Source organism: Brucella sp. NBRC 14130 (assembly GCF_040371715.1).
In the GTDB taxonomy this organism is placed as follows: Bacteria; Pseudomonadota; Alphaproteobacteria; order Rhizobiales; family Rhizobiaceae; genus Brucella; species Brucella intermedia.
The window spans coordinates 141886-164705 of the sequence record NZ_BAABTE010000001.1 but is presented as its reverse complement, the minus strand read 5'-3'; the positions used below and the strand labels follow the sequence as shown (position 1 = coordinate 164705).

Below are 22820 nucleotides of genomic sequence, written 5' to 3'. Positions count from 1 at the left end.
GGGCAAGGGCAAGTTGTCGTTATGACAGGCTGCGGGAAAACCGTTCTACATTATCCGTCAGGGCTTGACTTTATGGGCGACCAAGCGCAAATCACGCCCGCAGCCGAATTTCTGCGGCAGCATTTTCAACCGGAGTTTTATTCTCTTATGCCAAGCGACAGTCACAGTCGATTGTTTCAGCCGTCAAGGCAGTTCGTGATCTGATCGCTCGCGGTCGGCTTGCACGGTCTGCCTTTGACGGCGGATCGACAGAAAGGCAAGCCCATGACCGACAACAACTTCTTCCCGGAAGTACTCAATGTTGCCGACCTCCCTGCTGCTGCCATCGCAAGCCGCATTGCGGACATGCGTACCGGCGACGCAGTGGAACTCGTTAACGAACTCGATGCCGATGATGCAGTCGCCGTCATCGCACAGCTTTCGCACGAAGATGCCATTCGTCTGCTCGACCAGCCGGAACTGCATCGTGCCACCGAAATCATCGCCATGCTTCCGCCCGGCCTTGCAAGCCTCCTGCTTGACGGCATGTCGGCGGACCGTGCAACCGACGTTTTTCAGGAACTGGAAGACGATGACCGCGCGGGCCTGTTTCCCATCCTCGCGCCTGAAACCAAGGTCGCACTGAAGAAACTGATGGGCTATCCGCCGAACACGGCGGGTTCGCTCATGACCATCGAATTCATCGCGGTGCCTTCCAACTGGAATGTCGGCCAGACGCTGGACTATATCCGCAAGGTCGAGCGCACGCGCGAAACGGTTTATGCCATTTATGTGGTCGATCCGGCTAGTCGCGTCCTGTTGGGCGTGGTCAGCCTGCGCCGTCTCATCATCCGCCAGCCGGACGAGCCGATTCTGTCCATCGCGCGGGATGACGAGCCGATCACGATTTCGCCGTTGGCAAGCCGCGAGGAAGTCGCCCGGCTCTTTCGCAAGCATGACCTTCTGGCCGTGCCCGTGGTGGATGAGAGCCGCCATATCATCGGCATCGTGACCGTCGATGACGTGCTTGACGCCATGACCGAAGAGGCAAGCGAGGACGCTTACCGTTTCGGTGGCATGGAGGCGCTGGACAAGCCCTATATGCGCATCGGCTTCGGCGAGATGCTGAAGAAGCGTGCCGGCTGGCTCGGCATCCTGTTCCTCGGCGAAATGCTGACGGCAAGCGCCATGCAGCATTTCGAGGCGGAACTGGAAAAGGCGCTGGTGCTGACGCTCTTCATCCCGCTCATCATGTCTTCGGGCGGCAATTCCGGCTCGCAGGCAACGTCGCTGATCATCCGCGCGCTTGCCTTGCAGGAAATCAGGCTGAAGGACTGGTGGCGTGTCGCGCTGCGTGAAATCCCATCCGGCCTTGCGCTGGGCAGCTTTCTGGGCTGCATCGGCATTCTGCGCATCATCGCCTGGCAGACGCTCGGCATCTACGATTATGGCGAGCACTGGATGCTGGTAGCGCTCACCGTGGGCATGGCGCTGGTGGCCATTGTCACCTTCGGCTCGCTGACAGGCTCCATGCTGCCATTCATCCTGCAAAGGCTGGGCTTCGATCCGGCCAGCGCATCGGCGCCGTTCGTCGCCACACTGGTCGATGTGACGGGTCTTGTCATCTATTTCAGCGTGGCGATGGTCATTCTGTCCGGTACGCTTTTGTAATGCCAGGCATGGGCGTAACAACGACATGCCCGTATGAGTACAAAAAACTGTCAAATTGACAGTGTAAAAACGCAACGAAATCCGGGTTTTTCGGGTTAATTGAGGGGCAGTTTCGTGCTGCCCCTTTCTAAAATGCAAAAAAACCTGTAAGAGCGCCGCATTGTTTTTCCGCGCGGGTCTGTTGGCGCGGCTCCCAACTCATATAGAAGTGATCTCCATATGGAATTGCGTAATATCGCTATTATCGCACACGTCGATCATGGCAAAACAACTCTGGTCGATGAACTCCTGAAGCAGTCCGGCTCGTTCCGCGACAACCAGCGCGTTGCAGAACGCATGATGGATTCCAACGACATCGAAAAGGAACGCGGGATCACCATTCTCGCCAAGGCCACTTCGGTTGTCTGGAAAAATACGCGCATCAACATCGTCGATACGCCGGGCCACGCCGATTTCGGCGGTGAGGTTGAGCGTATTCTCTCGATGGTGGACGGCGCTATCGTTCTCGTCGACGCTGCCGAAGGCCCGATGCCGCAGACGAAGTTCGTCGTCGGCAAGGCGCTGAAGGTTGGTCTGCGTCCGATCGTGGCGATCAACAAGATCGACCGTCCGGATGGCCGTCATGAAGAAGTCATCAACGAAGTGTTCGACCTCTTCGCCAATCTCGATGCGACCGACGAACAGCTCGATTTCCCGATCCTTTACGGTTCAGGCCGTAACGGCTGGATGGCGCTGAACCCGGAAGGTCCGCAGGACGAAGGCCTCGCACCGCTGTTCGACCTCGTGCTGAAGCACGTTCCGGCACCGAAGGTTGCTGAAGGTCCGTTCCGTATGATCGGCACGATCCTCGAAGCCGATCCGTTCCTGGGCCGCATCATCACCGGTCGTATCCATTCCGGCTCGATCAAGCCGAACCAGGCCGTCAAGGTTCTCGGTCAGGATGGTTCGCTGCTCGAAAATGGCCGTATCTCGAAGATTCTCGCTTTCCGCGGCATCGAGCGCCAGGCCATCGATGAAGCGCATGCGGGCGACATCGTCGCCATCGCCGGTCTTTCCAAGGGCACGGTTGCCGACACGTTCTGCGACCCGTCCGTGAGTGAGCCGCTCGCCGCACAGCCGATCGATCCGCCGACCGTGACCATGTCTTTCATCGTCAATGACAGTCCATATGCGGGCACGGAAGGCGACAAGGTAACGAGCCGCGTCATCCGCGACCGCCTGCTCAAGGAAGCTGAAGGCAATGTCGCGCTGAAGATCGAGGAATCGAACGAAAAGGATTCGTTCTTCGTTTCCGGCCGCGGTGAATTGCAGCTTGCAGTTCTCATCGAAAACATGCGCCGCGAGGGCTTCGAGCTTGGCGTTTCGCGTCCGCGCGTCGTCATGAAGGACGGCGAGAACGGCGAAAAGCTGGAGCCGGTGGAAGAAGTCGTCATCGACGTCGATGAAGAATATTCCGGCACGGTCGTGCAGAAGATGTCCGAACGCAAGGCCGAAATGGTCGAACTGCGTCCTTCGGGCGGCAATCGCGTTCGCATGGTGTTTTACGCTCCGACCCGTGGCCTTATCGGCTATCAGTCGGAACTCCTGACCGATACGCGCGGCACGGCGATCATGAACCGCCTGTTCCACGACTATCAGCCCTACAAGGGCGAAATCGCTGGCCGCAACAACGGCGTTCTGATTTCCAACGATCAGGGTGAAGCTGTTGCCTATGCGCTGTTCAACCTTGAAGATCGCGGTCCGATGATCATCGACGCTGGCGTCAAGGTCTACCAGGGCATGCTGATCGGCATTCACAGCCGCGACAACGATCTGGAAGTCAACGTGCTCAAGGGCAAGAAGCTCACCAACATCCGCGCTGCCGGCAAGGATGAAGCCGTGAAGCTCACCCCGCCGATCAAGATGACGCTGGAACGCGCCCTGTCGTGGATTCAGGACGACGAGCTGGTGGAAGTGACGCCGAAGTCCATCCGACTGCGCAAGCTCTATCTTGACCCGAATGAGCGCAAGCGCTTTGAAAAGAGCAAGTCGAGCGCTGCATAAGCCCGACAGCATAAAGAAAACGGCGCCTTTGGGCGCCGTTTTTGTTTGAAAAATTCTCTCGTCTAAACCGCGCTGCCGCACGGCATTGCCGCCCCTTGCCCTTCGAGACGCCGCCTGCGGCGGCTCCTCAGGATGAGGGGCTTGCGTGGCAGCCAATCTCAAGCACAGACCCTTCGCCAAGCTCAGGGCTCAGGGTGCACGTGGGGCTATCCTCATGATGAGGGGCTGGTGTGCGTGAAGCGCTTACCGTTCCCCGCGGCGATAGGGCTGCATCAGCGCCTGCGGAACACGGGCGCGCCGCGCCATGACGATGAGCGCCACGATCGACATGATGTAGGGGATCATCAGGAAGAGCTGGTAGGGCACGGCCTTGCCGTAGACTGTCTGCAATCGAAGCTGGAATGCATCGAACAGCGCGAACAAAAGCGCGCCGAGAAGCGCGCGCGTCGGACGCCACGAGGCGAAGACGACAAGTGCGATACAGACCCAGCCACGCCCCTGCATCATGGTCGGGAAGAACGAGTTGAAGGCGGAGAGCGTAAGAAACGCGCCGCCGACTGCCATGAGCGCGCTGCCGAACATGATCGTGAAAATGCGCACACGGATCGGGTTGATGCCCTGCGCTTCCGCTGCATGCGGGTTTTCGCCGGTCATGCGGATGGCAAGGCCGAGCGGCGTGCGGAAAAGCACGTAACCGAGCAGAAGCGCCAGCGGAATGGCGATCCAGGTCAGCGCCGTCTGCGTGCCAAGCACCTGTCCGATGAACGGGACTTCTGCAAGCCATGACGGATTGAGCGGCTGGAAAGGCGTGATGGACGGCGGCGTCGAGGACAGCGGCACCAGAAGCCGGAACAGGAAATAGCTGAGGCTCGATGCAAACAGCGTGATGCCGAGGCCCACCACATGCTGCGATAGGCCGAGCGGCACGGTGAGGGCTGCATGAAGCAAGCCGAACAGTGCGCCGGAAGCTGCCGCAACCGCCACGCCGGTCCACAGGTCGGCGCCGTTGAACACGGTCAGCCAGCCGATCATTGCGCCGAAGGTCATGATGCCTTCAATGCCGAGATTGAGTACGCCCGCCCGTTCGCAATAAAGCGCGCCGAGTGTGCCGAAGATAAGCGGTGTTGCGATGCGCAGGACCGAGACCCACAGGCCGGCGGAGAGAAGAATATCCATCAGCTCGTTCATCGGGCGATCCTGTATTGTGTGAAAAACAGAGCGACCAGCATGGTCAGGAGCGACAGCGCGACGGTGACATCGGCGATGAAGCTCGGAATGCCGATGGCGCGGCTCATGCCGTCGGCGCCGACAAACATGGCGGCAGCAAAAAGTGCAGAGAAGATCGCGCCGATGGGGTTCAGATTGGCGAGCATGGCGACGATGATGCCGGAATAGCCGAAGCCCGGCGAAAGATCGGTCGTGACGTAGCCTTTCACGCCCATGACCTGTATCGCGCCTGCAAGCCCCGCAAGGCCACCGGAAATGCAGGCGACCTTTACCAGCGTCCTTGCCAGCGGGACACCGGCAAAGCGCGCGGCGCGCGGATTGAGGCCCGCAGCCTTGGTTTCAAGGCCGAAGACGGTTCGCTTCTGCACATAGGCGATGATGAGCGCCAGGGCGATGGCTATCGCGATGCCGATGTGAAGCCGCATGCCGGACATGATTTTCGGCAGCACCGCCGCGTCCGGCACGGGCTCGGATTGCGGCCAGCCAAAGGCGAGGGGGTCTTTCATCGGCCCTTCGATCATCATGGATACGATAAGCACCGCCACGAAGTTCAAGAGCAGCGTCGTCACAACCTCGTCGACGCCGAAGCGCAGGCGCAGCCCGAGCGGGATCAGAAGAAAGATCATGCCTGCAATCGCACCGACGATCAGCAGAAGCGGAATGAGAACGGCGGCCGGAAGCTGCAACTGCGTGCCGCAGGCGACGACCGCCAGCGCACCCATGTAGAACTGGCCTTCGGCACCGATATTCCAGAGTTTGGAGCGGAAGGCGACGGCAGCGGCAAGACCGGTCAGCATCAAGGGCGTCGCGCGGGCGAGCGTTTCGGTGATCGAAAGCTTGTTGCCGAAGGCACCGATGGCGATCTGGCGGAAGGATTCCAGAACCGGCGCACCGGCGGCGGCGATCAGCAGGCCGGCAAGCACGAAGGCGGCCAGAACGGCGATGACCGGTGCGGTTGCCACCAGTGCCACGGGCCGGGTTTCGCGTCGTTCGATACGCATCAGTTCAGCCCCTTCAATTGCTTGAGCATGTTCTTATCTGAAAACCGCTTCACACTTTTCGGGATCATGCTTTGCCCCATTCACCTGCCATCATCAGGCCCAGTCGTTGCGCGTTTGCTTTCCCGGCATCGATCGGGGGCGAGAGCCGGCCTTTGACAATCGCTTGAACACGATCCGCCAAGCCAATGATTTCATCCAGATCTTCGGAGATGAGCAGCACCGCAGCACCCTTGGCGCGTGCTTCCAAAATGCGGGCGTGGATCGCCGCCACTGCGCCTTCGTCAAGGCCGCGCGTCGGCTGTGCCGCGATCAGGATACGCGGGGCGGTTTCCAGATTGCGGCCCAGAATGAGCTTTTGCATGTTGCCGCCGGAAAGCAGGCGAATGCGGCTGTCAGGCGTGCCGCCGCGCACATCGAAATCCTTGATGATACGATCGGTAAACTCGCGCGCTGCCGCGCGGTTGACCAGAAGACCATTGGAGAATTGCCGGTCGCGCACGCGCTCCAGCACAGCATTCTCCCAAAGCGTCAGATCGCCGATTGCGCCTTCCGCATTGCGGTCTTCCGGAATGCGGCCCACACCTTCGGCCACGAACTGGCGGGGGTCGAATTTCGTTACCGTCTGCCCGAACATGACAAGTTCACCGCTTGCCGGCTGGCTGAGGCCGGAAACGAGACGTCCAAGCGCTGCCTGCCCATTGCCCGACACACCGATGATCCCCAGTGTTTCACCGGCGCGAACATGGAAGTCGAGGTCTGAAAGGCGGGTTGCGCCGTCCTCCACAACCGTTGCATTCCGTGCTTCCAGCAGGGTTTCACCGGGCGTGGAAGCGGCGCGGGAAGGGCGCGAGACGCGGCGGCCCACCATCAGTTCGGCCAATTCCTCCTTGGAGGTTTCGGAAGCCTTGCGCTCGGCCACAAGCTTGCCGCCGCGCAGGACGATCACGCGGTCGGCGGCGGACATGACTTCATGCAGCTTGTGAGAAATGAAGATCAGCGACAGGCCCTGCCGCGCCATCTCTTTCAGCGTCGCGAACAGGTTTTCGGCTTCCTGCGTTGTGAGAACCGCCGTCGGCTCATCCAGAATGAGGATATCGGCGTCGTTATAGAGCGCTTTCAGAATTTCGACGCGCTGCTGCTCGCCTACCGAAAGATCGCCAAGTCGCGCATCGGGATCGACCTGCAAGCCGAAGCGTTTTGCGATTGCGGCGATCTTGGTGCGTGCGGGGCCGTGCGCGGATTTGAGCTTCCAGAGGCTTTCCGTGCCGGTGATGATGTTTTCAAGCACGGTAAGATTGGGCGCGAGCGTGAAATGCTGGTGCACCATGCCCACCCCCGCCTCGATGGCGGCGCGCGGCTTGCCTTGCGGGATTTCCTCGCCCTTGACGAACACACGGCCTTCATCCGGCACATAATGGCCGAACAGGATGTTCATCAGCGTGGTCTTGCCAGCGCCGTTTTCCCCGAGGAAAGCGAGAATTTCGCCGCGTCCGAGCTTCAGCGAAATATCGTCATTGGCGGTCAGGGGACCAAAGCGCTTTGTTATGTTGCGAAGTTCGAGGACGGTTGAAGACATGAAGCGGGCCTGAAAAGCGGGAGCCGGTTTTGCGGATTGTTATCCGAACCAGAAGGCGCGCCGGTGCTGGAACAGGTGTCAGGCACCGGCGCGAGGCGTGATTATTTCGGCTCTTCGGCGTTGAGCTTGAGCGTGAACGCGCCCGATTTGATCTCGTTGCGACGCGCTTCCATCTTCGCTTCGGCTTCCGCCGGTGCGACGCCCTTGACGTAGATGATGTCGTTGCCGCCTTCCTTCATCATGCTGAAAGGCGTGTAGTCCTTGCCTGCGGGCTTTCCAGCCTTCACGTCTGCGATTGCAGCATTAAGGATCGGCCCGAAGTTCCAGATTGCATTGGCAAAAACCGTGTCGGGATAACGCGGCGTATAGTCGGTCAGCGAGCCGATGGCCTTGATGCCGCGCTCCTTGGCCGCGTCCGCCGTGCCGATACGCTCGCCAAACAGGATGTCCGCGCCGGAATCGATGGCCGCAAGGCCTGCCTCGCGTGCTTTCGGCGGGTCGAAGAAGGTGCCCATGAAGGACGCGACGAACTTCGCGTCGGGACGCGTTTCGCGCACGCCGTCCTGAAAGGCGTTGATCAGCATGTTGATTTCGGGGATCGGCACTGCGCCGACGGAGCCGAAGATGCCGGACTTGCTCATCGCGCCCGCCAGCATTCCGGTGAGATAGCCCGCTTCGAAATTCCAGGTGCCGAAGACGCCGAAATTGTCGCCCTGCGGCTTGCCGGAAGAGCCCATGACGAAAGCCGTCTGTGGATAGTCGCCGGCAACCTGACGCGCTTCGCGTTCCACGGCATAGGATTCGCCCACGATCAGCTTGATACCCTGTTCGGCATATTCGCGCATGGCGCGGGGATAGTCGCTCGCCGAAACACCTTCCGAGAAGACATATTCGATCACGCCTGCGTCGTTGGCCTGTTTCAGGGCTTCATGCAGGCGCGAGTTCCAGGCATTTTCCACCGGCGAAGCGTGGATGCCCGCCACTTTCAGTTTTTCATCGGCGGCGAAGACCCGGCTGGTGATCGCCGTTGCGCCCAGTGCCGCCGACATTGCGAGAATATCGCGGCGGGTGAAGTTCGATGTCTTGATGATTTTGGTCATTTGGTCTGGGACCCCTCATGTGTGTTTTCGGCGCGCGGGTGCGCGCAGCCGGTTGCTTCGTTTTGACGTGCGGATTTGGTGAGCAACGATTTCCATCATTGCCCAAACCGCCTTTAATTCAAGAAGATTCTAAAGCTGGCCGACTGGTGCGTAGTCAGCTCCGTCAACCGAAGACGGGCGGCCTTCGAGGTTGAGTGCACTTACGCGCTGCGGGGTTTCGGCGATGATCTTGCCGCGCTTCACGACCTTGAGGCGGTTCGCCTTGAGGCGCAGCGCTTCGATCGGATCGCGTGCCTGCAGCACCACGAAGTCGGCATTGCAGCCCTTGGCGAGGCCATAGCCTTCCAGGCCGAGCGCCTTGGCTGAGTTAACGGTCAGCGCGTCGAAAACCTGCCGCTTGCCCTCGATGGACGTCATCTGCGCGACATGGATCGCCATGTGGCCGACTTCCAGCATGTCGCCGGAGCCCATCGAGTACCACGGGTCCATGACGCAGTCGTGGCCGAAGGCGACGTTGATGCCGGCAGCCATCAGCTCCGGCACCCGGGTCATGCCGCGGCGCTTCGGATAGGTGTCGGCGCGTCCCTGCAGCGTGATGTTGATGAGCGGGTTCGGAATGGCGTTCATCTTCGCTTCCGCGATCAGCGGAATGAGCTTTGAGACGTAATAATTGTCCATGGAATGCATGGAGGTCAGATGCGAGCCGGAAACCCGGCCCTGCAGTCCGAAGCGCATGGTCTCAGCCGCCAGCGTTTCGACATGGCGGGACATCGGATCGTCGCTTTCGTCGCAATGGATATCGACCGGCAGACCGCGTTCGGCGGCGATGCGGCAGAGCGCTTCCAGCGAGGCTGCGCCGTCGGCCATCGTGCGCTCGAAATGAGGGATGCCGCCCACCACGTCGAGGCCCATGTCGAGCGAACGGTTGACGAGGTCGACCGCGCCGGGCGAACGGTAATAACCGTCCTGCGGGAAGGCGACCAGTTGCAGGTCGATGTAAGGCTTCACCTTCTCGCGCACTTCGATCATCGCTTCAGCGGTGAGGAGGCGCGGATCGCTGACATCGACATGGCTGCGGATCGCGAGCAGGCCCTGGCTGACGGCCAGATCGCAATAGCGCAGCGCGCGTTCGACCATGGCTTCCACGGTCAGCATCGGCTTCAATTCGCCCCAGAGCGCGATGCCTTCCAGAAGGGTGCCGGACCGATTGAGGCGCGGCAGGCCGAGCGACAGGGTCGCGTCCATGTGGAAATGCGGGTCGACGAAAGGCGGGGTTACGAGCCGGTTTGTCGCATCGATTTCCTGAGCCGCCTGATGCTCTCCCGTGGAAGGCACGATATCGGCAATCTTGCCATCCTTGACCAGAATGTCCTGCTTCTCGCGACCGTCGGGGAGATTGGCGTTTCTCACGATCAAATCGAACATCGGCGGGACCTTTCATCTGGGTATGCAAGAACCGAGCCCAAAAAGAAGGGCTCATTTTTGAATTGCCTTATACCCTATAACCGGTGGGCGCAATGCCGGGAAATGCCAAAACCCAATGAGTTTGGCTCAGCGAGTTTTGGTCAGGCCCGTGCGGCGATTGCGCATTTTCCGGGCGTGATGCGCCAGCATGCCGGTGCCCGGATTTAAAGTCGGCAGGGGTCGTCATCCTCAATGGAAAATGTTAGGGCGCAAAGGATATTATTTTCGGGATTGCCATGTTCACGATCAGCCGCGTTGAAACCTTCAGTCAGGAGATCAGGAAAAGCCGGTTTCTGGCTGTTGCCGCGCCTGTAGCGAACGAGCAGGCGGCGAAGGACTTTTTGAGCGAACATTCGGACCTTGCCGCCAACCACAATTGCTGGGCGTGGCGCATGGGGCAGAACTATCGGTTCAGCGATGACGGCGAGCCGAGCGGCACGGCGGGCAAGCCGATCCTGCAAGCCATTGACGGCCAGCAGCTCGACAATATCGTGGTGGTGGTGATCCGCTGGTTCGGCGGCATTCTGCTCGGCAGTGGCGGCTTGATGCGCGCCTATGGCGGCACGGCCGCGACCTGTCTGCGACAGGCCGAAAAGACCGAGGTCATTCCGCTGGTAGGCTTTCGTTTTGCCTGCGATTTTTCCGACCATGCGCTTTTGAAGGCGCGTCTCACCGCGGTCGAAAATCTCGCCATCACCGACGAAAACTTTACGGGAACGGGCGTCGAGCTTGCAGGCCTCATGCCCATTGCCGCGCAGAACGATCTTTCAAGGCTGGTGACCGACCTGACACGCGGAAAGACCATCATCAAGTTTGATGATTAGAGCATTTCCAGCAAAAACGTCTACGCGGGGAAATCAGTTCACTGGACTGATTTCTTATCCCGCTTCGATGCGTTGGATAATGCGATGAAACAAATAGTTAGAGCGGTTCCGGCGATTCTGTTAGAACAGGAACCGCTCTAGCACCTATACCGTGCGGCTCGTATATTGCTGCCGCTTGTTCTCATACATCAGCAGGTCGGCGCGTTTGGCGACGGTTTCCAGCTTTTCGCCGGGCATGCTGGTGGCCGTGCCGATGGAAAGATTGAGCTTCAACTGGGAATAATACTGATTGTTGATATCGACCAGCCGCTGGATGTCTTCGACCATCGCTTCCGCACCGCGCTCGTCCACATAAGGCAGGACGACCGCGAATTCGTCGCCGCCGATGCGGGCTGCATGGCCCGGCTGCCTTACCGCTCCGTTCAGCACTTCGCCAAGGCGCCGCAACAAGCCATCGCCTGTCGCATGGCCCCATTGATCGTTGGCGGCCTTGAGGCCGTTGAGATCGATGATGATGATCGAGATCGGCGCATGGCCCTTGCGCTCGAGCCGGTTGAGTTCATCGACATAGAAGGCGCGGTTGTGCAGCTTCGTCAGCACATCGTGCTTGCCGAGATATTCCAGATAGGCTTCCGCCTTTTTGCGGGCCGTAATGTCGGTGAGCGCGACCTGCACCAGCGACCAGTCCTGCTCATGTCCCGGCAGGACAGAGAATTGCAGCAGCACGTGCCGCTCGGTGCCGTCGAGCGCATAATTGACCACTTCGCGGCGCTGGAACAGCACGCCGTTCCACAGGTCGATCAGTTGCTCGCGGAATGATGCCTCCATCTCGTCCTTGAAGATGTGCGGCAGGTTTTGCAGCAGGGTCTTCTTGTCCGGCGCGAGGAAGAGGGCGAGCGTTTCGGAGTTGATTTCGAGCACGCGGATCTCGCTCATGCACTGGCGCACGAATTCTGGATGCACGTCGGTGAACACGCGGAAATCGACGATCCCGCGCTGGCGCACATCGTCCATCAAATGCTTGATGCGGCTGAAATCCTCGACCCAGAGCGAAACCGGCGAATGCTCGAAAAGCCCTTGCGCATGCTGCTTGTGACGGTCCTGTTCGCGGCGGGCATCCTCGCGGGCGGTCACGTCCTCGATGGCAAGCAGGACCCGCTCCCAGTTGTGTTCATAGCCCGGCAACACGACGCCCTTGAGCTGGATATCAAGCCGCTTGCCCTTGAGCGTATAGTTGATGGTATCGCTGGAAAAGGCGTTGCCGCCCTCCCAGAGCTGCACCATCTCTTCGATATGCGGGTCCAGCATGTCGTCGCGGAACACGCGTTCAAGATTGGTCACCAGATGGTCGACGCTATCGGCCTCGAAGAGCGAAAGCGTCTTGCGATTGACCTTGAGAACGCGGATATGGTTGGTGCAGATGCGCAGCCGGGTCGTGTCCTCATGCAGGAAGGCCCTCAGATCGGTAACGCCAAGCGCACGCCATTCCTCGAACTGCTTGCGCAGGCCGCTATAGTCCTCAAGCCACAGGGAGATTGGGGCGAGGTCAAAAATATTGGCGCTGTCGCTCAGGGCAGACTCGATATTCATGGATTCCGTTCCAACTTTTTGCCGAAACACGTGTCCAGATGGAAAGCCGTCTCACAATGTCCGGGATGCGTTGTCCGTCCCATCGGGAAAAGCCGCGATGGTTATTGGGAGGGCCTTATATTACGGTTATCTTGGATAGACTAGTGCGGCAAATCCGAATTTCGTACAACTTTGGAGCAGTGTTGCTAAGGAATTTCGGTTTCAAAGCCACCGCACTGGCGGCTTCCTGAGCTTAAAAAAAAGAACAGGCGGCCCACTGGACCGCCCGTCATAACGCGTCAAACTCGATTATTCAGTTGCTGATCGGCAGCCGGTGGCGGACGAGCGTTGTCCAGTAGGAGCAACCCCAGGCGATCACATCATCGTTAAAGTCATATTTTGGATGATGCAGATTGGCGCTGGGGCCGTTGCCGATATTGATCATCGCGCCCGGCACTTCATTGAGCATGAAGGCGAAGTCCTCGCCGCCAAGCGTCGCCGGCATGTCGCGGGTGACGCGCTCCGCGCCGGCCACCGCCTCGGCGGCAATGGCTGCGAGTTCCGTTTCCTGCTCGTGATTGACCGTCACCGGATAATTGCGCTGGTAGTCGAGCGTCGCCTTGGCGCCGAAAGCATCGGCAATGCCCTGCACGGCGCGGGTCAGCTTTTCCTCGATATGGTTGCGCACTTCCTCGCGCAACGTGCGGACAGTGCCGGTGAGGCGGATTTTCTGCGGAATGACGTTGAATGCATCGCCGCCCTGAATGGTGGTGATGGAAATCACGGCGGAATCGAGCGGGTCGATGGTGCGCGCCGTCAGCGTCTGGATCGCCTGAATTAGCGCTGCGGTCACCGGGATGGGGTCAATCGTCTGGTGGGGCGAAGCGGCATGGCCGCCAACACCCTCGATGGTGATGTCGAGAACATCGACCGATCCCATGATCGGGCCGGAATTGATGGTGAAATGCCCGACTGCGAGGTTCGGACGGTTATGCATGCCGTAGACTTCATTGACCGGCCAGCGCTTGAACAGGCCGTCATCGATCATCGCCTTTGCGCCCGCGCCGCCTTCTTCGGCTGGCTGGAAGATCACGATGACCGTGCCGTCAAAGGCGCGGCTTTGCGCCAGTTCGCGGGCAGCGCCCAGAAGCATGGTCGTGTGGCCGTCATGACCGCAGGCATGCATCTTGCCCGGCACTTTCGACGACCATTCAGCCCCGGTTTCTTCGAGGATCGGCAGCGCATCCATGTCGGCGCGCAGGCCGATGGCGCGGCCGGAGCGGTTCGACTGGCCGCGAATGACGCCGACGACGCCGGTGCGCCCGATGCCTGTCACTACCTCATCGACACCCGCGGCGCGCAGCGCTTCGGCCACCTTTTCGGCGGTACGGTTGACGTCATAGAGCAATTCCGGATTCTGGTGCAGGTCGCGGCGGAATGCGACCAGTTCCTCGATCTGGTTTGAAGTCCAGTTTTCAACCGGCATGTCAGGCTTCCCCGTCTTTCGTGTCGTTCTGTTCAAGGCTATAGCGGAAATCGCAGTGGCTGGCGCCCTTCATGATGGTTTGCGTGCGCTCCAGCTTCATGGCCGGGTTATAGCCGATGCAGAAATCGCCATCACGATTGCATGACAGCAGATGACCGATATGGCCAAGCCCCATGTCGCGATACATTTCCGAATAGCGGCAGCGCGTGACGTTGAAATCGAAATGATCTTCGCCCTGCGAAATAACGTCGATTTCCAGCGCGTTTTCCTTCGTCCACAGCGGCTGGATATCGGCGAAATCCTGTATCGTCGGCGTGCGGCCCAGCTCATCGGCAAAGCTCTTGCCCTGTTCGATTGCCGAGCGGCTGACTGCTTCGCCGATTGCGGCCTGCGCTTCTTCCTCACCGGAACGTTCACGAATGACTTCGTAGACGTTCTTGAGAACCAGCGCTTCGATACGGCGACGTTCGAGAATTGACATTTGATTCATGGACCTGACCTTTCACATGAACATTGAGGAAGCGGATTTACAGGTTCGGTTCCGAGAGATCCTTGCGCCGAAGCCATGCGAGATAGAACGGCGCAATCTTCCGTGCGACCTTGTGAAAAGGCAACGGCGCCGGTTCCGAGACGGGAAGGGCAAGCTCCTGCACCGGCTCGCCATCCAGTGCGCGCGCAAACTCCCGGCCAAGCGATGTGCCAAGCGCCACGCCGCGACCGTTGCAGCCGATCCACGCCCAGCCCTTGGGGCCGAGCTGATGGACACGCGGGAAACGATCCCATGTCATGCCGATATAGCCGCTCCACACATGGGTGATTTCTGGTTCGCCCAGCGCTGGAAAGGCTTCCGCCATGTTGCGCGCCGTCTTGCGTCTGACGCGCTCCGCCACGTTGAAATCGCCCATCACCACGCCGCCGGTAATCAGCCGGTTGCGGGCATCGTAGCGGAAGAAGCGCAGGTCGCCGCGTGTATCGGAAACCGCCTGTCGTCCGGGCAGGATCGTCGCGCGCAGATTGTCGCTGACGGGCGCTGTCGCCATCTGCCACGAGAGAACCGGCACGATGGTGCGGGCAAGGCGCGGGGCCAGCCCCTCGCGCAACTCGCCGGTATAGGCGTTGGTGGCGAGCAGGAAGCCCTTGGCGCGAACTGTGGCGCTTGCGGTCTTCACCTCCCAGTGGTCGCCCGCTCGGGCATAGGAAATGACCGGGCTTTGCTCGTGGATGATTGCGCCGTGACGCTCGGCGGCGGCTGCAAGCCCGCGAGCGAATGCCAGCGGATTGATATGGCCGCCGGTGGGGTTGAACATGCCGCCATACCAGAAATCGCTGCCCAGCAGCTGTTCTGTTGCGGTGCGGTCGAGAAACTGTGCCGGGAAGCCGAAACGTTTCCATGCTTCCACGCGGGTTTGCGACAGCTTCACCCGGCCCGGCGAATGGGCAGGCTGGAACCAGCCGTTCTGCTCGGCTTCGGCCTCGATATTCTCATCGCGCACGATGGAGAAAAGAATATCGGCGCTGTTGCCGATCAGTCTGGCGAAGCGTTCGCCCGACGCGCCGTAGCGTTTGGCGATTGCATCGGGTTCCGCCGAGGTCATGGTGGGGATCACCTGGCCATTATTGCGGCCTGATGCGCCCCAGCCGACGACATTGCCTTCCAGCAGGATGACGCGCTTCCCGCGCTTTGCCAGATGGAGTGCAGCCGAAAGCCCCGTAAAACCGCCGCCGACGATGACGACATCGGCTTCCGCGTCCGTTGTCAGCGGCTTGGCCGGGGTCCGGGCCGGGGCGGTTGCAGCCCATATGGAGGGTGGAAATTCTACTTTTTGCATGGCTTCACGCATGTTCCAAACGAGGCGGTGTCCAGCCCTTGCCGGGAATGGAGGCAAGCAGGCGCTGTGTATATTCATGTTGCGGATTGGCGAAGACTTGCGCCGTTGGCCCGGCTTCGGCGATCTCGCCCTTCGACATGACGATGATGCGGTCGCAAAGCTGTGCTGCAACGCGCAGGTCGTGTGTTACGAAAAGTAGCGACAGGTTGAGCCTTTCGCGCAGGTCGGCCAGAAGACGCAGCACCTGTGCCTGCACCGAAACATCGAGCGCGGAGACCGGTTCGTCCGCGACGATGATACGGGGTTCAAGCGCCAAAGCGCGGGCGATGCCGATGCGCTGGCGCTGTCCGCCTGAAAACTCATGCGGGAAACGGTCCGCGGCAGCGGGCGAAAGCTCGACCAGTTCCAGCAATTCGCGGGCCTTCGCGTGTGCCTGTTCCTTCGGTATGCCATGGACGATCGGTCCCTGCGCGATGAGGTCCACGACACGGCGGCGCGGGTTGAGCGAGGCCATCGGGTCCTGAAAGACCATCTGGATGTCCTTGCGCATGGCGCGGACTTCCCGCGGGCTGGCGCTCAGAAAATCCCTGCCATTCACATCGACCTTGCCGCTATCGGCTTCGAGCAGACGGGTGACGATGCGCGAGACGGTCGTCTTGCCGGAGCCGCTTTCGCCAACGACGCCCAGCGTTTCGCCCTGGCGCAACTCGAACGAAAGGTCCTTGACGGCGGATACGGCGCTGCGTTTGCCGGTGAGCAAGCCGCCGCGCGCCTTGAAGGTCTTGCGCAGGGCGCTCGCCCTCAGAATGATCGGCTGTTCAAGAGACGGTTTGGCTGGCGGCGGGGTGAGCGCCGGAACCGATGCGATCAGCGCCCTTGTGTAAGGGTGCTGCGGGTGGTTCAGCACTTCGTTGGCCGGACCTTCCTCCACCAGTTCGCCAAGCCGCAGTACGGCCACGCGGTCGGCGATTTCCGCCACCACGCCGAAGTCGTGCGTGATGAACAGAATGCCGGTATTGTGCTCGCGTTGCAGGTCGCGGATCAGCTTGAGGATCTGCGCCTGCGTGGTCACATCGAGCGCGGTGGTCGGTTCGTCGGCGATGATGAGGCGCGGTTTCAGGATCAGCGCCATGGCGATCATGACACGCTGGCGCTGCCCGCCGGAAATCTGATGCGGATAGGCATTATAGGCCGATTCCGGGTCCGGAATCTTCACTTCTGCCAGCATGTCCAGCACGGCGGCGCGGCGCTCCTTGCGGCCGAGTTTCGTGTGCAGGCGCAGCACCTCATCGATCAGCCAGCCGACCGTCTTCTGCGGGTTGAGCGCGGTCATCGGCTCCTGAAAGATCATGCCGATGCGGTTGCCACGCAGCTTCTTCATGTCCGCTTCGCTGAGCGAATAAAGATCGGTGCCGTCGAGCATGATCGTGCCATGGGTCACGCGCACATGCGGTTCCGGCAGAAGACGCATGATCGCACCCGCCGAAAGCGATTTGCCGGAGCCGCTTTCACCGACGAGGCAGACGATCTCGCCGGGATTGATGGTTAGCGACAGGTCCTGCAAGGCAAAAGGCCGGTCTGCGCCTTTCGGCAGCGCGATCTGCAGGTTTTTGATTTCAAGAACAGGTGCGGCGGTCATTATTTCTTCTGCCTCGGATTAAGCGCGTCGTTGAGGCCCTCGCCAAGCAGGCTGAAGGACAGGACGGTAAGCAGAATGGCGATGCCGGGAATGACCGAGCAGAACCAGTCGGTGCGCAGCACGGCGCGGCCCTGACCGATCATGTTACCCCAGCTTGCATAGTTCGGGTCGCCGAGACCGAGGAAAGCGAGCGCGCTCTCCATCAGGATGGAGGTTGCCATCACCACGGATGCGAAGACGATCACCGGCGGCAGGGCATTCGGCAGGATTTCGCGGAAGATGATCGAGACATTGCCGACGCCCAGATTGCGCGCGGCGTCGATGAATTCGCGCTTTCGCAGCGCCAGAAATTCGGCGCGCACCATGCGGGCAGGCGCGGTCCATGAAACAATGCCGATGCAGATGATGATGTTCTCGATGGACGAGCCGAAGATCGCCACCAGTGTCAAAAGCAGCACGAAGCTCGGCACGGTCTGGAAGGCTTCGGTGATGCGCATCAGAACGTCATCCACCCAGCCGCCGTAATATCCGGCAAGCGCGCCGATGATGATGCCGATCACGATGGAAATCAGGGTGGCCACCACGCCGATCAGCAGCGAGATGCGCGCGCCATGGAAGATGCCCGCCATGATGTCGCGGCCAAGCTGGTCGGTGCCGAGCGGCGTTGCCGCATTGAGGAACGGCCAGACGAGCGGATCGCCAGCGCGCCGCAGCGGATCGCCGGGCGCAATGATATCCGCCAGCAGTGCGATCAGGACCACGGCGATGAAGAGGACAAGGCCAAGCACGGCGGCGCGGTTGCGGCTGAAGCGCTGCCACAGAATTTTCGTGCGGGAGACCTGCGGGCGAGTGAGGGAAAGGTCCTGGGAAGTCATGACAGTTCGATCCTGGAATCAAGCCGCGCATAGATGAGATCGGTGATGAAATTCACGATCACCACCAGCACCGAGCACAGGAAGATGATGCCCATCAGCGTGTTGAGGTCGCGCTTGATCACGGAGGTGTAGGCAAGCTGGCCGAGGCCGGGCAGCGAGAAGATCGTCTCGATCACGACCGAGCCGCCGAGAACGGTGGAAAATTGCAGGCCGAGCAGCGTGACGACGGGCAGGAATGCGTTGCGCATGATGTGATGAAACATCAGCCTTGCGCCGCTGGCGCCCTTGGCGCGCGCTGTGCGCACATAATCGAGGTCGGCCACTTCCAGCACGCTGGTGCGCATCAGGCGCATGTAGAAGGCAAGATAGATGAGCGACAGCGCCGTTGTCGGCATGACGAGGTGGACGGCAATATCCCAGACATTCTTCCATCCGGTATAGAACCCGCCCAGCGTCTTGTAGCCGCCGACCGGCAGCCAGCCGAGCTTGACGGAAAAGATGAACATCAGGATGAGGCTGAGGAAGAAGCTTGGCATGGCATAGAAGACGAGGCCGAGCGTGGAGATCGCATTGTCGGTGAGCGAATAGGCGCGTCGCGCCGCAAACGCCCCAAGCGCAATGCCGAAAATGAAAGCCACCGAAAGCGAGGAAACCATCAGCAGGAGTGTCGGCACGAGGCGAGCCATCAGCACGTCCAGCACCGGCTGCTCGTAGACATAGGACCAGCCGAAATCGAACTGCGCCAGCTTGGTCATGTAGATCCAGAGCTGCGTCCAGACCGGCTGGTCGAGGCCATATTCGGCGCGCAGATTGGCGACGAATTGCGGGTCGGCGCCGCCCATGTCGCCGACAAGCGCGTCCACCGTGTCGCCGGGGGCAAGCTTGATCAGCAGGAATGACCCGATCATGATGAGGAGAATGACGGGGATCGCCTGCAAGATACGTCGCAGCGCAAAGGTCAGGATCGGGGGCAGGGGCATTGCGGATTATCCTGCAAGATATTCATTTCGGCATTGATTTAAGAGAGCTGTCGCTGCCGGATGACCGGCAGCGACAGCTTTTGGCTTATTGGTCGATCCACAGGTCATACCAGCTGGAAGAATCCCAGCGCGGGGTGTTGTGGTGGTTCTTCAACACCTTGTTGGTCACGCCCACGAACGGATGTTCGATGGCGAAGATCACCGGCAGGTCCTTCATCTCAAGCTGCTGGATCTGATGATAGAGATCGGCGCGCTTGACCGGATCGAGTTCCGACGCGGCCTTGTCGATCAGGCTGTCCATTTCGTCGGACTGGTAGCCGAACTGGTTGGACCATGCCGTGCCGACCGGAGCGCCGGAGCGCAGCCACACCGTGGTGGAAACCGCCGGGTCGGAGCGGAACTGATGCCAGCCATTGGCGGTGTCGAAGTCATGATCGCGATAGACGCCGTTCAGGAAGCCCGGTGCGTCATTGGTGAGGATTTCGACATCGATGCCGACTTCCTTCATCGCCTGAGCGTAATATTCAGCCCAGAGCTGCGTATATTCGCCCCATGGGGCCGGGCGATGGCGCAGCTTGAAGCGGATGCCGTTCTCCTTGACGGGATATCCGGCTTCATCAAGCAGTTTCTTGGCCTTTTCAACATCATACGGGTAAGTCTGAACCTGATCCGTATAGTTGGCGCCGCCGGTGCTCGGGATCGGGCCACGACCCGGCTTGGCATAGCCGCGCATGATCGTCTTGATCGCGAAATCGATATCGAGCGCGTGGTAGATCGCCTGACGAACCTTCAGATTGGCAAGGATCGGATTGCGCAGGTTGAACTCGATTGTCGAGTGGGCGACGTTGTTTTCAAAACCCTTGGTGCCGGTATCGAAGCGGCCATCCTTCTGGAGGCGCTCGGTATCCGACATGGAAATGCCGTTGAAGGCGGTTTCCATCATTTCACCGGCTTCGAGCGCCGCCGCAGCCGCTGCCTTGTCCGGCATGAAGCGCCAGATGATGCGGTCGAGGTAAGGATATTCCTTGCCGCGCCAGTAATCTTCGTTGCGCTCGGCAATGATGTGTTGGCCGCGTTCATATTCGACGAACTTGAACGGCCCCGTGCCAACCGGCGCGGCGTTGTACTTGTTCTTCAGAACATCCGTGCCTTCATAAAGATGCTTCGGCACGGGGTGGCCGAGATCTGGCATGGCGGCGACCAGAAGGTCGAGCGGCATCGGCTTGGAATAGCGGAACACCGCCGTGTGCGGATCGGTGCAATCCACGGCTTCGAGATTGGCCTGAAGCGTCGTCGAATAGTTGAGCAGCTTCTTCCAGAGGTTCATCGCGCTGTACGAAACGTCATCGCAGGTGAAGGGCTGGCCGTCATGCCAGCGCACATTCTCGCGCAGCTTGAAGGTGATGGCCTTGCCGTCTTCCGAGGACGACCAGCTTGTGGCCAGAACCGGCACATAACCCTCATAGGTGCGGTCGATCAGCGGCTCCATGATGCGGCCGGTGATCTGATAGACGCCGGTGGAGGCGCGCAGCGCAGGGTTGAGCACACCCTGTTCGGTGTTCATATGGACGATGACAGTGCCGCCGCGCTTGACTTCTTCGGCGTGCGAAGACGCCGCCGCAAGCGAAAACGCCGCAACAAACAGGCCAAGGCCAGCTTTTCTGATATGCATTCTCTGTTCCCCTGAAGGACGTTGAGGGAGGGCTTTCCAGCCTCTTTTCCCGCACGTCCCAATATTGTGCAAGCCCCTGAAATTGCAACGAAATGCCGCTTCAGAGGGTCGTTATTGTATGCAAGCATTGATATGCTAGATTCCGTGGCGATATTGTCAAGATAAACTAATATGCGTCGCAAAATTGGTAAAAATTCTCGGCCAGCCTGCGTTATTAAATGTCGATTTTTTACGACGGAGTTTGTTGATGAGCCAAAATTCTCCCGAGCTGAACGCCAATTCGGGCAAAATCGTACCCGGTACGGTCTGGATTACCGGCGCCGGGTCGGGCATCGGCGCTGCAATGGCGCGGCGCTTCGCCCATGAAGGCTGGCGGGTGGCGCTCACGGGCCGCAAGGCGGATGCGCTTGCAGCAATTGCCGGGGAAATTGCTTCCATTGGCGGCGAGGCGCGGATTTTTCCGGCAGATGTTCTCGACCGGGAGGCAATTGCCGCTACTGCCGGAGCTATCGTCGAATGGGCGGGCCGTCTGGACGTGCTCTGCAACAATGCCGGTCTCAATATTCCGCGCCGCAGCTGGGCGGATATCGATTTCGATTCATGGGACGATGTCATCGATATCAACATCAAGGGGGCGATCAACGTGATTGCTGCCGCCCTGACGCCCATGCGCGCGCAAGGCGGCGGGTTGATGATCCACACATCGTCATGGGCAGGGCGCTTTTCGTCGCCCGGCGGCGGTGTTCCCTATGGTGCGTCCAAACATGCGCTCAACGATCTGAGCGCCAGCCTCAATGCGCAGGAAGGGCAGAACGGCATCCGGTCGACCGTGCTTTGCCCCGGCGAGGTGGCGACGCCGCTTCTGGCGCGCCGTCCGGGTTTCGATCTTTCCCGCATGGATGAGGTCATCCAGCCCGAGGATATGGCTGAAACGGCACTCTATGTTGCCAATATGAATCCCAAGGTTACGATCCATGAGATCGTTCTGGCTCCGACCAAGAAGTAAAAGGAAGTTTTGCATGTCTCATCCGGTCAAAGGCGTCGATCATATTTTCCTGCTGGTCGGCGACCTGGAGAAAAGTGCCGAGCAATATCGCCGTTTCGGTTTCACGCTGAGCCCGCGCGGGCTGCACAGCAAGGAGAAGGGCACGGGCAACTACACGATCATGTTCCCGGAGGATTATTTCGAGCTGCTTGGCATCGTAGCCGAGACGCCGGGCAATCTGCACCAGCGCGAGAAACTGGCGGCGCAGGGCGAAGGCCTCCATGCCATTGCCTGCCGGATCGACAATGCGCGCGACGCCAAGGCTGAACTGGGCGCGCTCGGCATCGGGACGGGTGAGGTCGGCGCGTTCCAGCGTCCGGTTCAGCTGCCGGGTGGCGGCGAGGGTATCGCGGCCTTTGAAACCGTATCCTTCGCGGAAAGCGAAGTTCCGCAAGGCATGGTGTTCATGTGCCAGCACAAGACCCGCGAGACTGTCTGGCTGCCGGAGCTGATCGAACATGCAAATGGCGCGAATGGCCTTTCCGCCATCATTGCCATTTCGTCCGACCCGGAAACAGCCGCCAAGGGGTTTGCCCGCCTTTTCGCGGACGGCAAGGCCGGTGCGCAGGATGGCGGCTGGAAGGTTTCGACTGGCACGCGCTCGGCAGACATATGGGTTGTGACCGCCGAGAAAGCCGCCGCACTCTATCCCGGTGTGGATTTCGGCCAGACGCCGGGCAAGGCTTTTGCCGCACTGCGCATTCGCGTTGCATCGCTGGACAAGGCGCGTGGCGTTCTCGAAGCCAACGGCGTTTCCCACGTGACGACACCGGCAGGCATCGCCGTGTTGCCGGAAAATGCCAGCGGCACGGTTCTGGAGTTCTTGGAACAGTAAGAACT

Annotated in this window: 18 protein-coding genes; 5 read left to right on the top strand and 13 right to left on the bottom strand. The window is 60.1% G+C overall.

The genetic code is table 11. From position 1 onward, the window contains the following. Positions 1-264: 264 nt before the first annotated feature. Both mgtE and typA read left to right on the top strand, forming a co-directional pair. Complete coding sequence (mgtE, locus tag ABWW28_RS00690) at positions 265-1650, top strand: magnesium transporter (RefSeq protein WP_006472231.1); 1386 nt, start codon at positions 265-267, stop codon at positions 1648-1650. A 219-nt stretch (positions 1651-1869) separates the two neighbouring features. Beyond that, the gene (gene typA, locus ABWW28_RS00685) at positions 1870-3693 is read left to right on the top strand and encodes a translational GTPase TypA (protein WP_006468571.1); all 1824 of its coding nucleotides are present in this window, start codon (positions 1870-1872) and stop codon (positions 3691-3693) included. A gap of 243 nt (positions 3694-3936) precedes the next feature. Here the strand turns inward: typA and ABWW28_RS00680 are convergent, their stop codons facing one another. The 5 genes from ABWW28_RS00680 to ABWW28_RS00660 all read right to left on the bottom strand — a co-directional run bounded on the left by ABWW28_RS00680 (position 3937) and on the right by ABWW28_RS00660 (position 10022). Continuing rightward, the gene (locus ABWW28_RS00680) at positions 3937-4881 is read right to left on the bottom strand and encodes an ABC transporter permease (RefSeq protein ID WP_021585592.1); all 945 of its coding nucleotides are present in this window, start codon (positions 4879-4881) and stop codon (positions 3937-3939) included. Continuing rightward, on the bottom strand, positions 4878-5921 hold the full coding sequence (locus ABWW28_RS00675; protein ID WP_021585591.1) for an ABC transporter permease: 1044 nt from the start codon (positions 5919-5921) through the stop codon (positions 4878-4880). Before ABWW28_RS00675 ends, ABWW28_RS00680 begins: the two co-directional genes overlap by 4 nt. 64 nt (positions 5922-5985) lie before the next feature. After that, positions 5986-7497, bottom strand: a complete 1512-nt coding sequence (locus ABWW28_RS00670; RefSeq protein ID WP_021585590.1) for an ABC transporter ATP-binding protein — start codon at positions 7495-7497, stop codon at positions 5986-5988. 101 nt (positions 7498-7598) lie between these two features. After that, on the bottom strand, positions 7599-8597 hold the full coding sequence (locus tag ABWW28_RS00665; protein ID WP_021585589.1) for a BMP family protein: 999 nt from the start codon (positions 8595-8597) through the stop codon (positions 7599-7601). Positions 8598-8726: 129 nt separating this feature from the next. Beyond that, on the bottom strand, positions 8727-10022 hold the full coding sequence (locus tag ABWW28_RS00660) for an amidohydrolase family protein (protein ID WP_021585588.1): 1296 nt from the start codon (positions 10020-10022) through the stop codon (positions 8727-8729). Positions 10023-10297: 275 nt separating this feature from the next. Between ABWW28_RS00660 and ABWW28_RS00655 the strand changes: the two genes are divergently transcribed. Then, complete coding sequence (locus tag ABWW28_RS00655) at positions 10298-10885, top strand: IMPACT family protein (RefSeq protein ID WP_021585587.1); 588 nt, start codon at positions 10298-10300, stop codon at positions 10883-10885. Positions 10886-11029: 144 nt separating this feature from the next. On the opposite strand, the gene ABWW28_RS00650 is transcribed toward ABWW28_RS00655, so the two are convergent. From ABWW28_RS00650 to ABWW28_RS00615, 8 genes are all read right to left on the bottom strand, one after another. Continuing rightward, positions 11030-12475 (bottom strand): sensor domain-containing diguanylate cyclase, encoded by a 1446-nt coding sequence (locus ABWW28_RS00650; RefSeq protein WP_176587959.1) that lies wholly within the window; start codon positions 12473-12475, stop codon positions 11030-11032. Positions 12476-12767: 292 nt separating this feature from the next. Next, positions 12768-13940 carry a M20 aminoacylase family protein gene (locus ABWW28_RS00645; protein WP_075041547.1) on the bottom strand — a complete coding sequence of 391 codons (1173 nt, stop codon included), beginning with the start codon at positions 13938-13940 and terminating at the stop codon, positions 12768-12770. 1 nt (position 13941) lies between these two features. Then, a complete protein-coding gene (locus ABWW28_RS00640; protein ID WP_176587958.1) occupies positions 13942-14430 on the bottom strand; it encodes an L-2-amino-thiazoline-4-carboxylic acid hydrolase in 489 nt (162 codons plus the stop codon). Positions 14431-14467: 37 nt separating this feature from the next. Next, complete coding sequence (locus ABWW28_RS00635; protein ID WP_176587957.1) at positions 14468-15769, bottom strand: NAD(P)/FAD-dependent oxidoreductase; 1302 nt, start codon at positions 15767-15769, stop codon at positions 14468-14470. 4 nt (positions 15770-15773) lie between these two features. Further along, the gene (locus ABWW28_RS00630; protein ID WP_176587956.1) at positions 15774-17408 is read right to left on the bottom strand and encodes an ABC transporter ATP-binding protein; all 1635 of its coding nucleotides are present in this window, start codon (positions 17406-17408) and stop codon (positions 15774-15776) included. Continuing rightward, the gene (locus ABWW28_RS00625) at positions 17408-18283 is read right to left on the bottom strand and encodes an ABC transporter permease (RefSeq protein ID WP_006468582.1); all 876 of its coding nucleotides are present in this window, start codon (positions 18281-18283) and stop codon (positions 17408-17410) included. Before ABWW28_RS00625 ends, ABWW28_RS00630 begins: the two co-directional genes overlap by 1 nt. Continuing rightward, entirely contained in the window at positions 18280-19263 is a 984-nt protein-coding gene (locus ABWW28_RS00620) for an ABC transporter permease (RefSeq protein ID WP_113475877.1), read from the bottom strand. The genes ABWW28_RS00625 and ABWW28_RS00620 overlap by 4 nt, the downstream gene beginning before the upstream one ends. Before the next feature lie 85 nt (positions 19264-19348). Next, complete coding sequence (locus ABWW28_RS00615; RefSeq protein ID WP_176587955.1) at positions 19349-20935, bottom strand: ABC transporter substrate-binding protein; 1587 nt, start codon at positions 20933-20935, stop codon at positions 19349-19351. A 247-nt stretch (positions 20936-21182) separates the two neighbouring features. Here ABWW28_RS00615 and ABWW28_RS00610 point away from each other — a divergent pair, with 247 nt between their 5' ends. Next, positions 21183-21941 (top strand): SDR family oxidoreductase, encoded by a 759-nt coding sequence (locus tag ABWW28_RS00610; protein ID WP_176587954.1) that lies wholly within the window; start codon positions 21183-21185, stop codon positions 21939-21941. Between the two features lie 13 nt (positions 21942-21954). Continuing rightward, entirely contained in the window at positions 21955-22815 is an 861-nt protein-coding gene (locus tag ABWW28_RS00605; protein WP_176587953.1) for a VOC family protein, read from the top strand. Positions 22816-22820 lie beyond the last annotated feature (5 nt).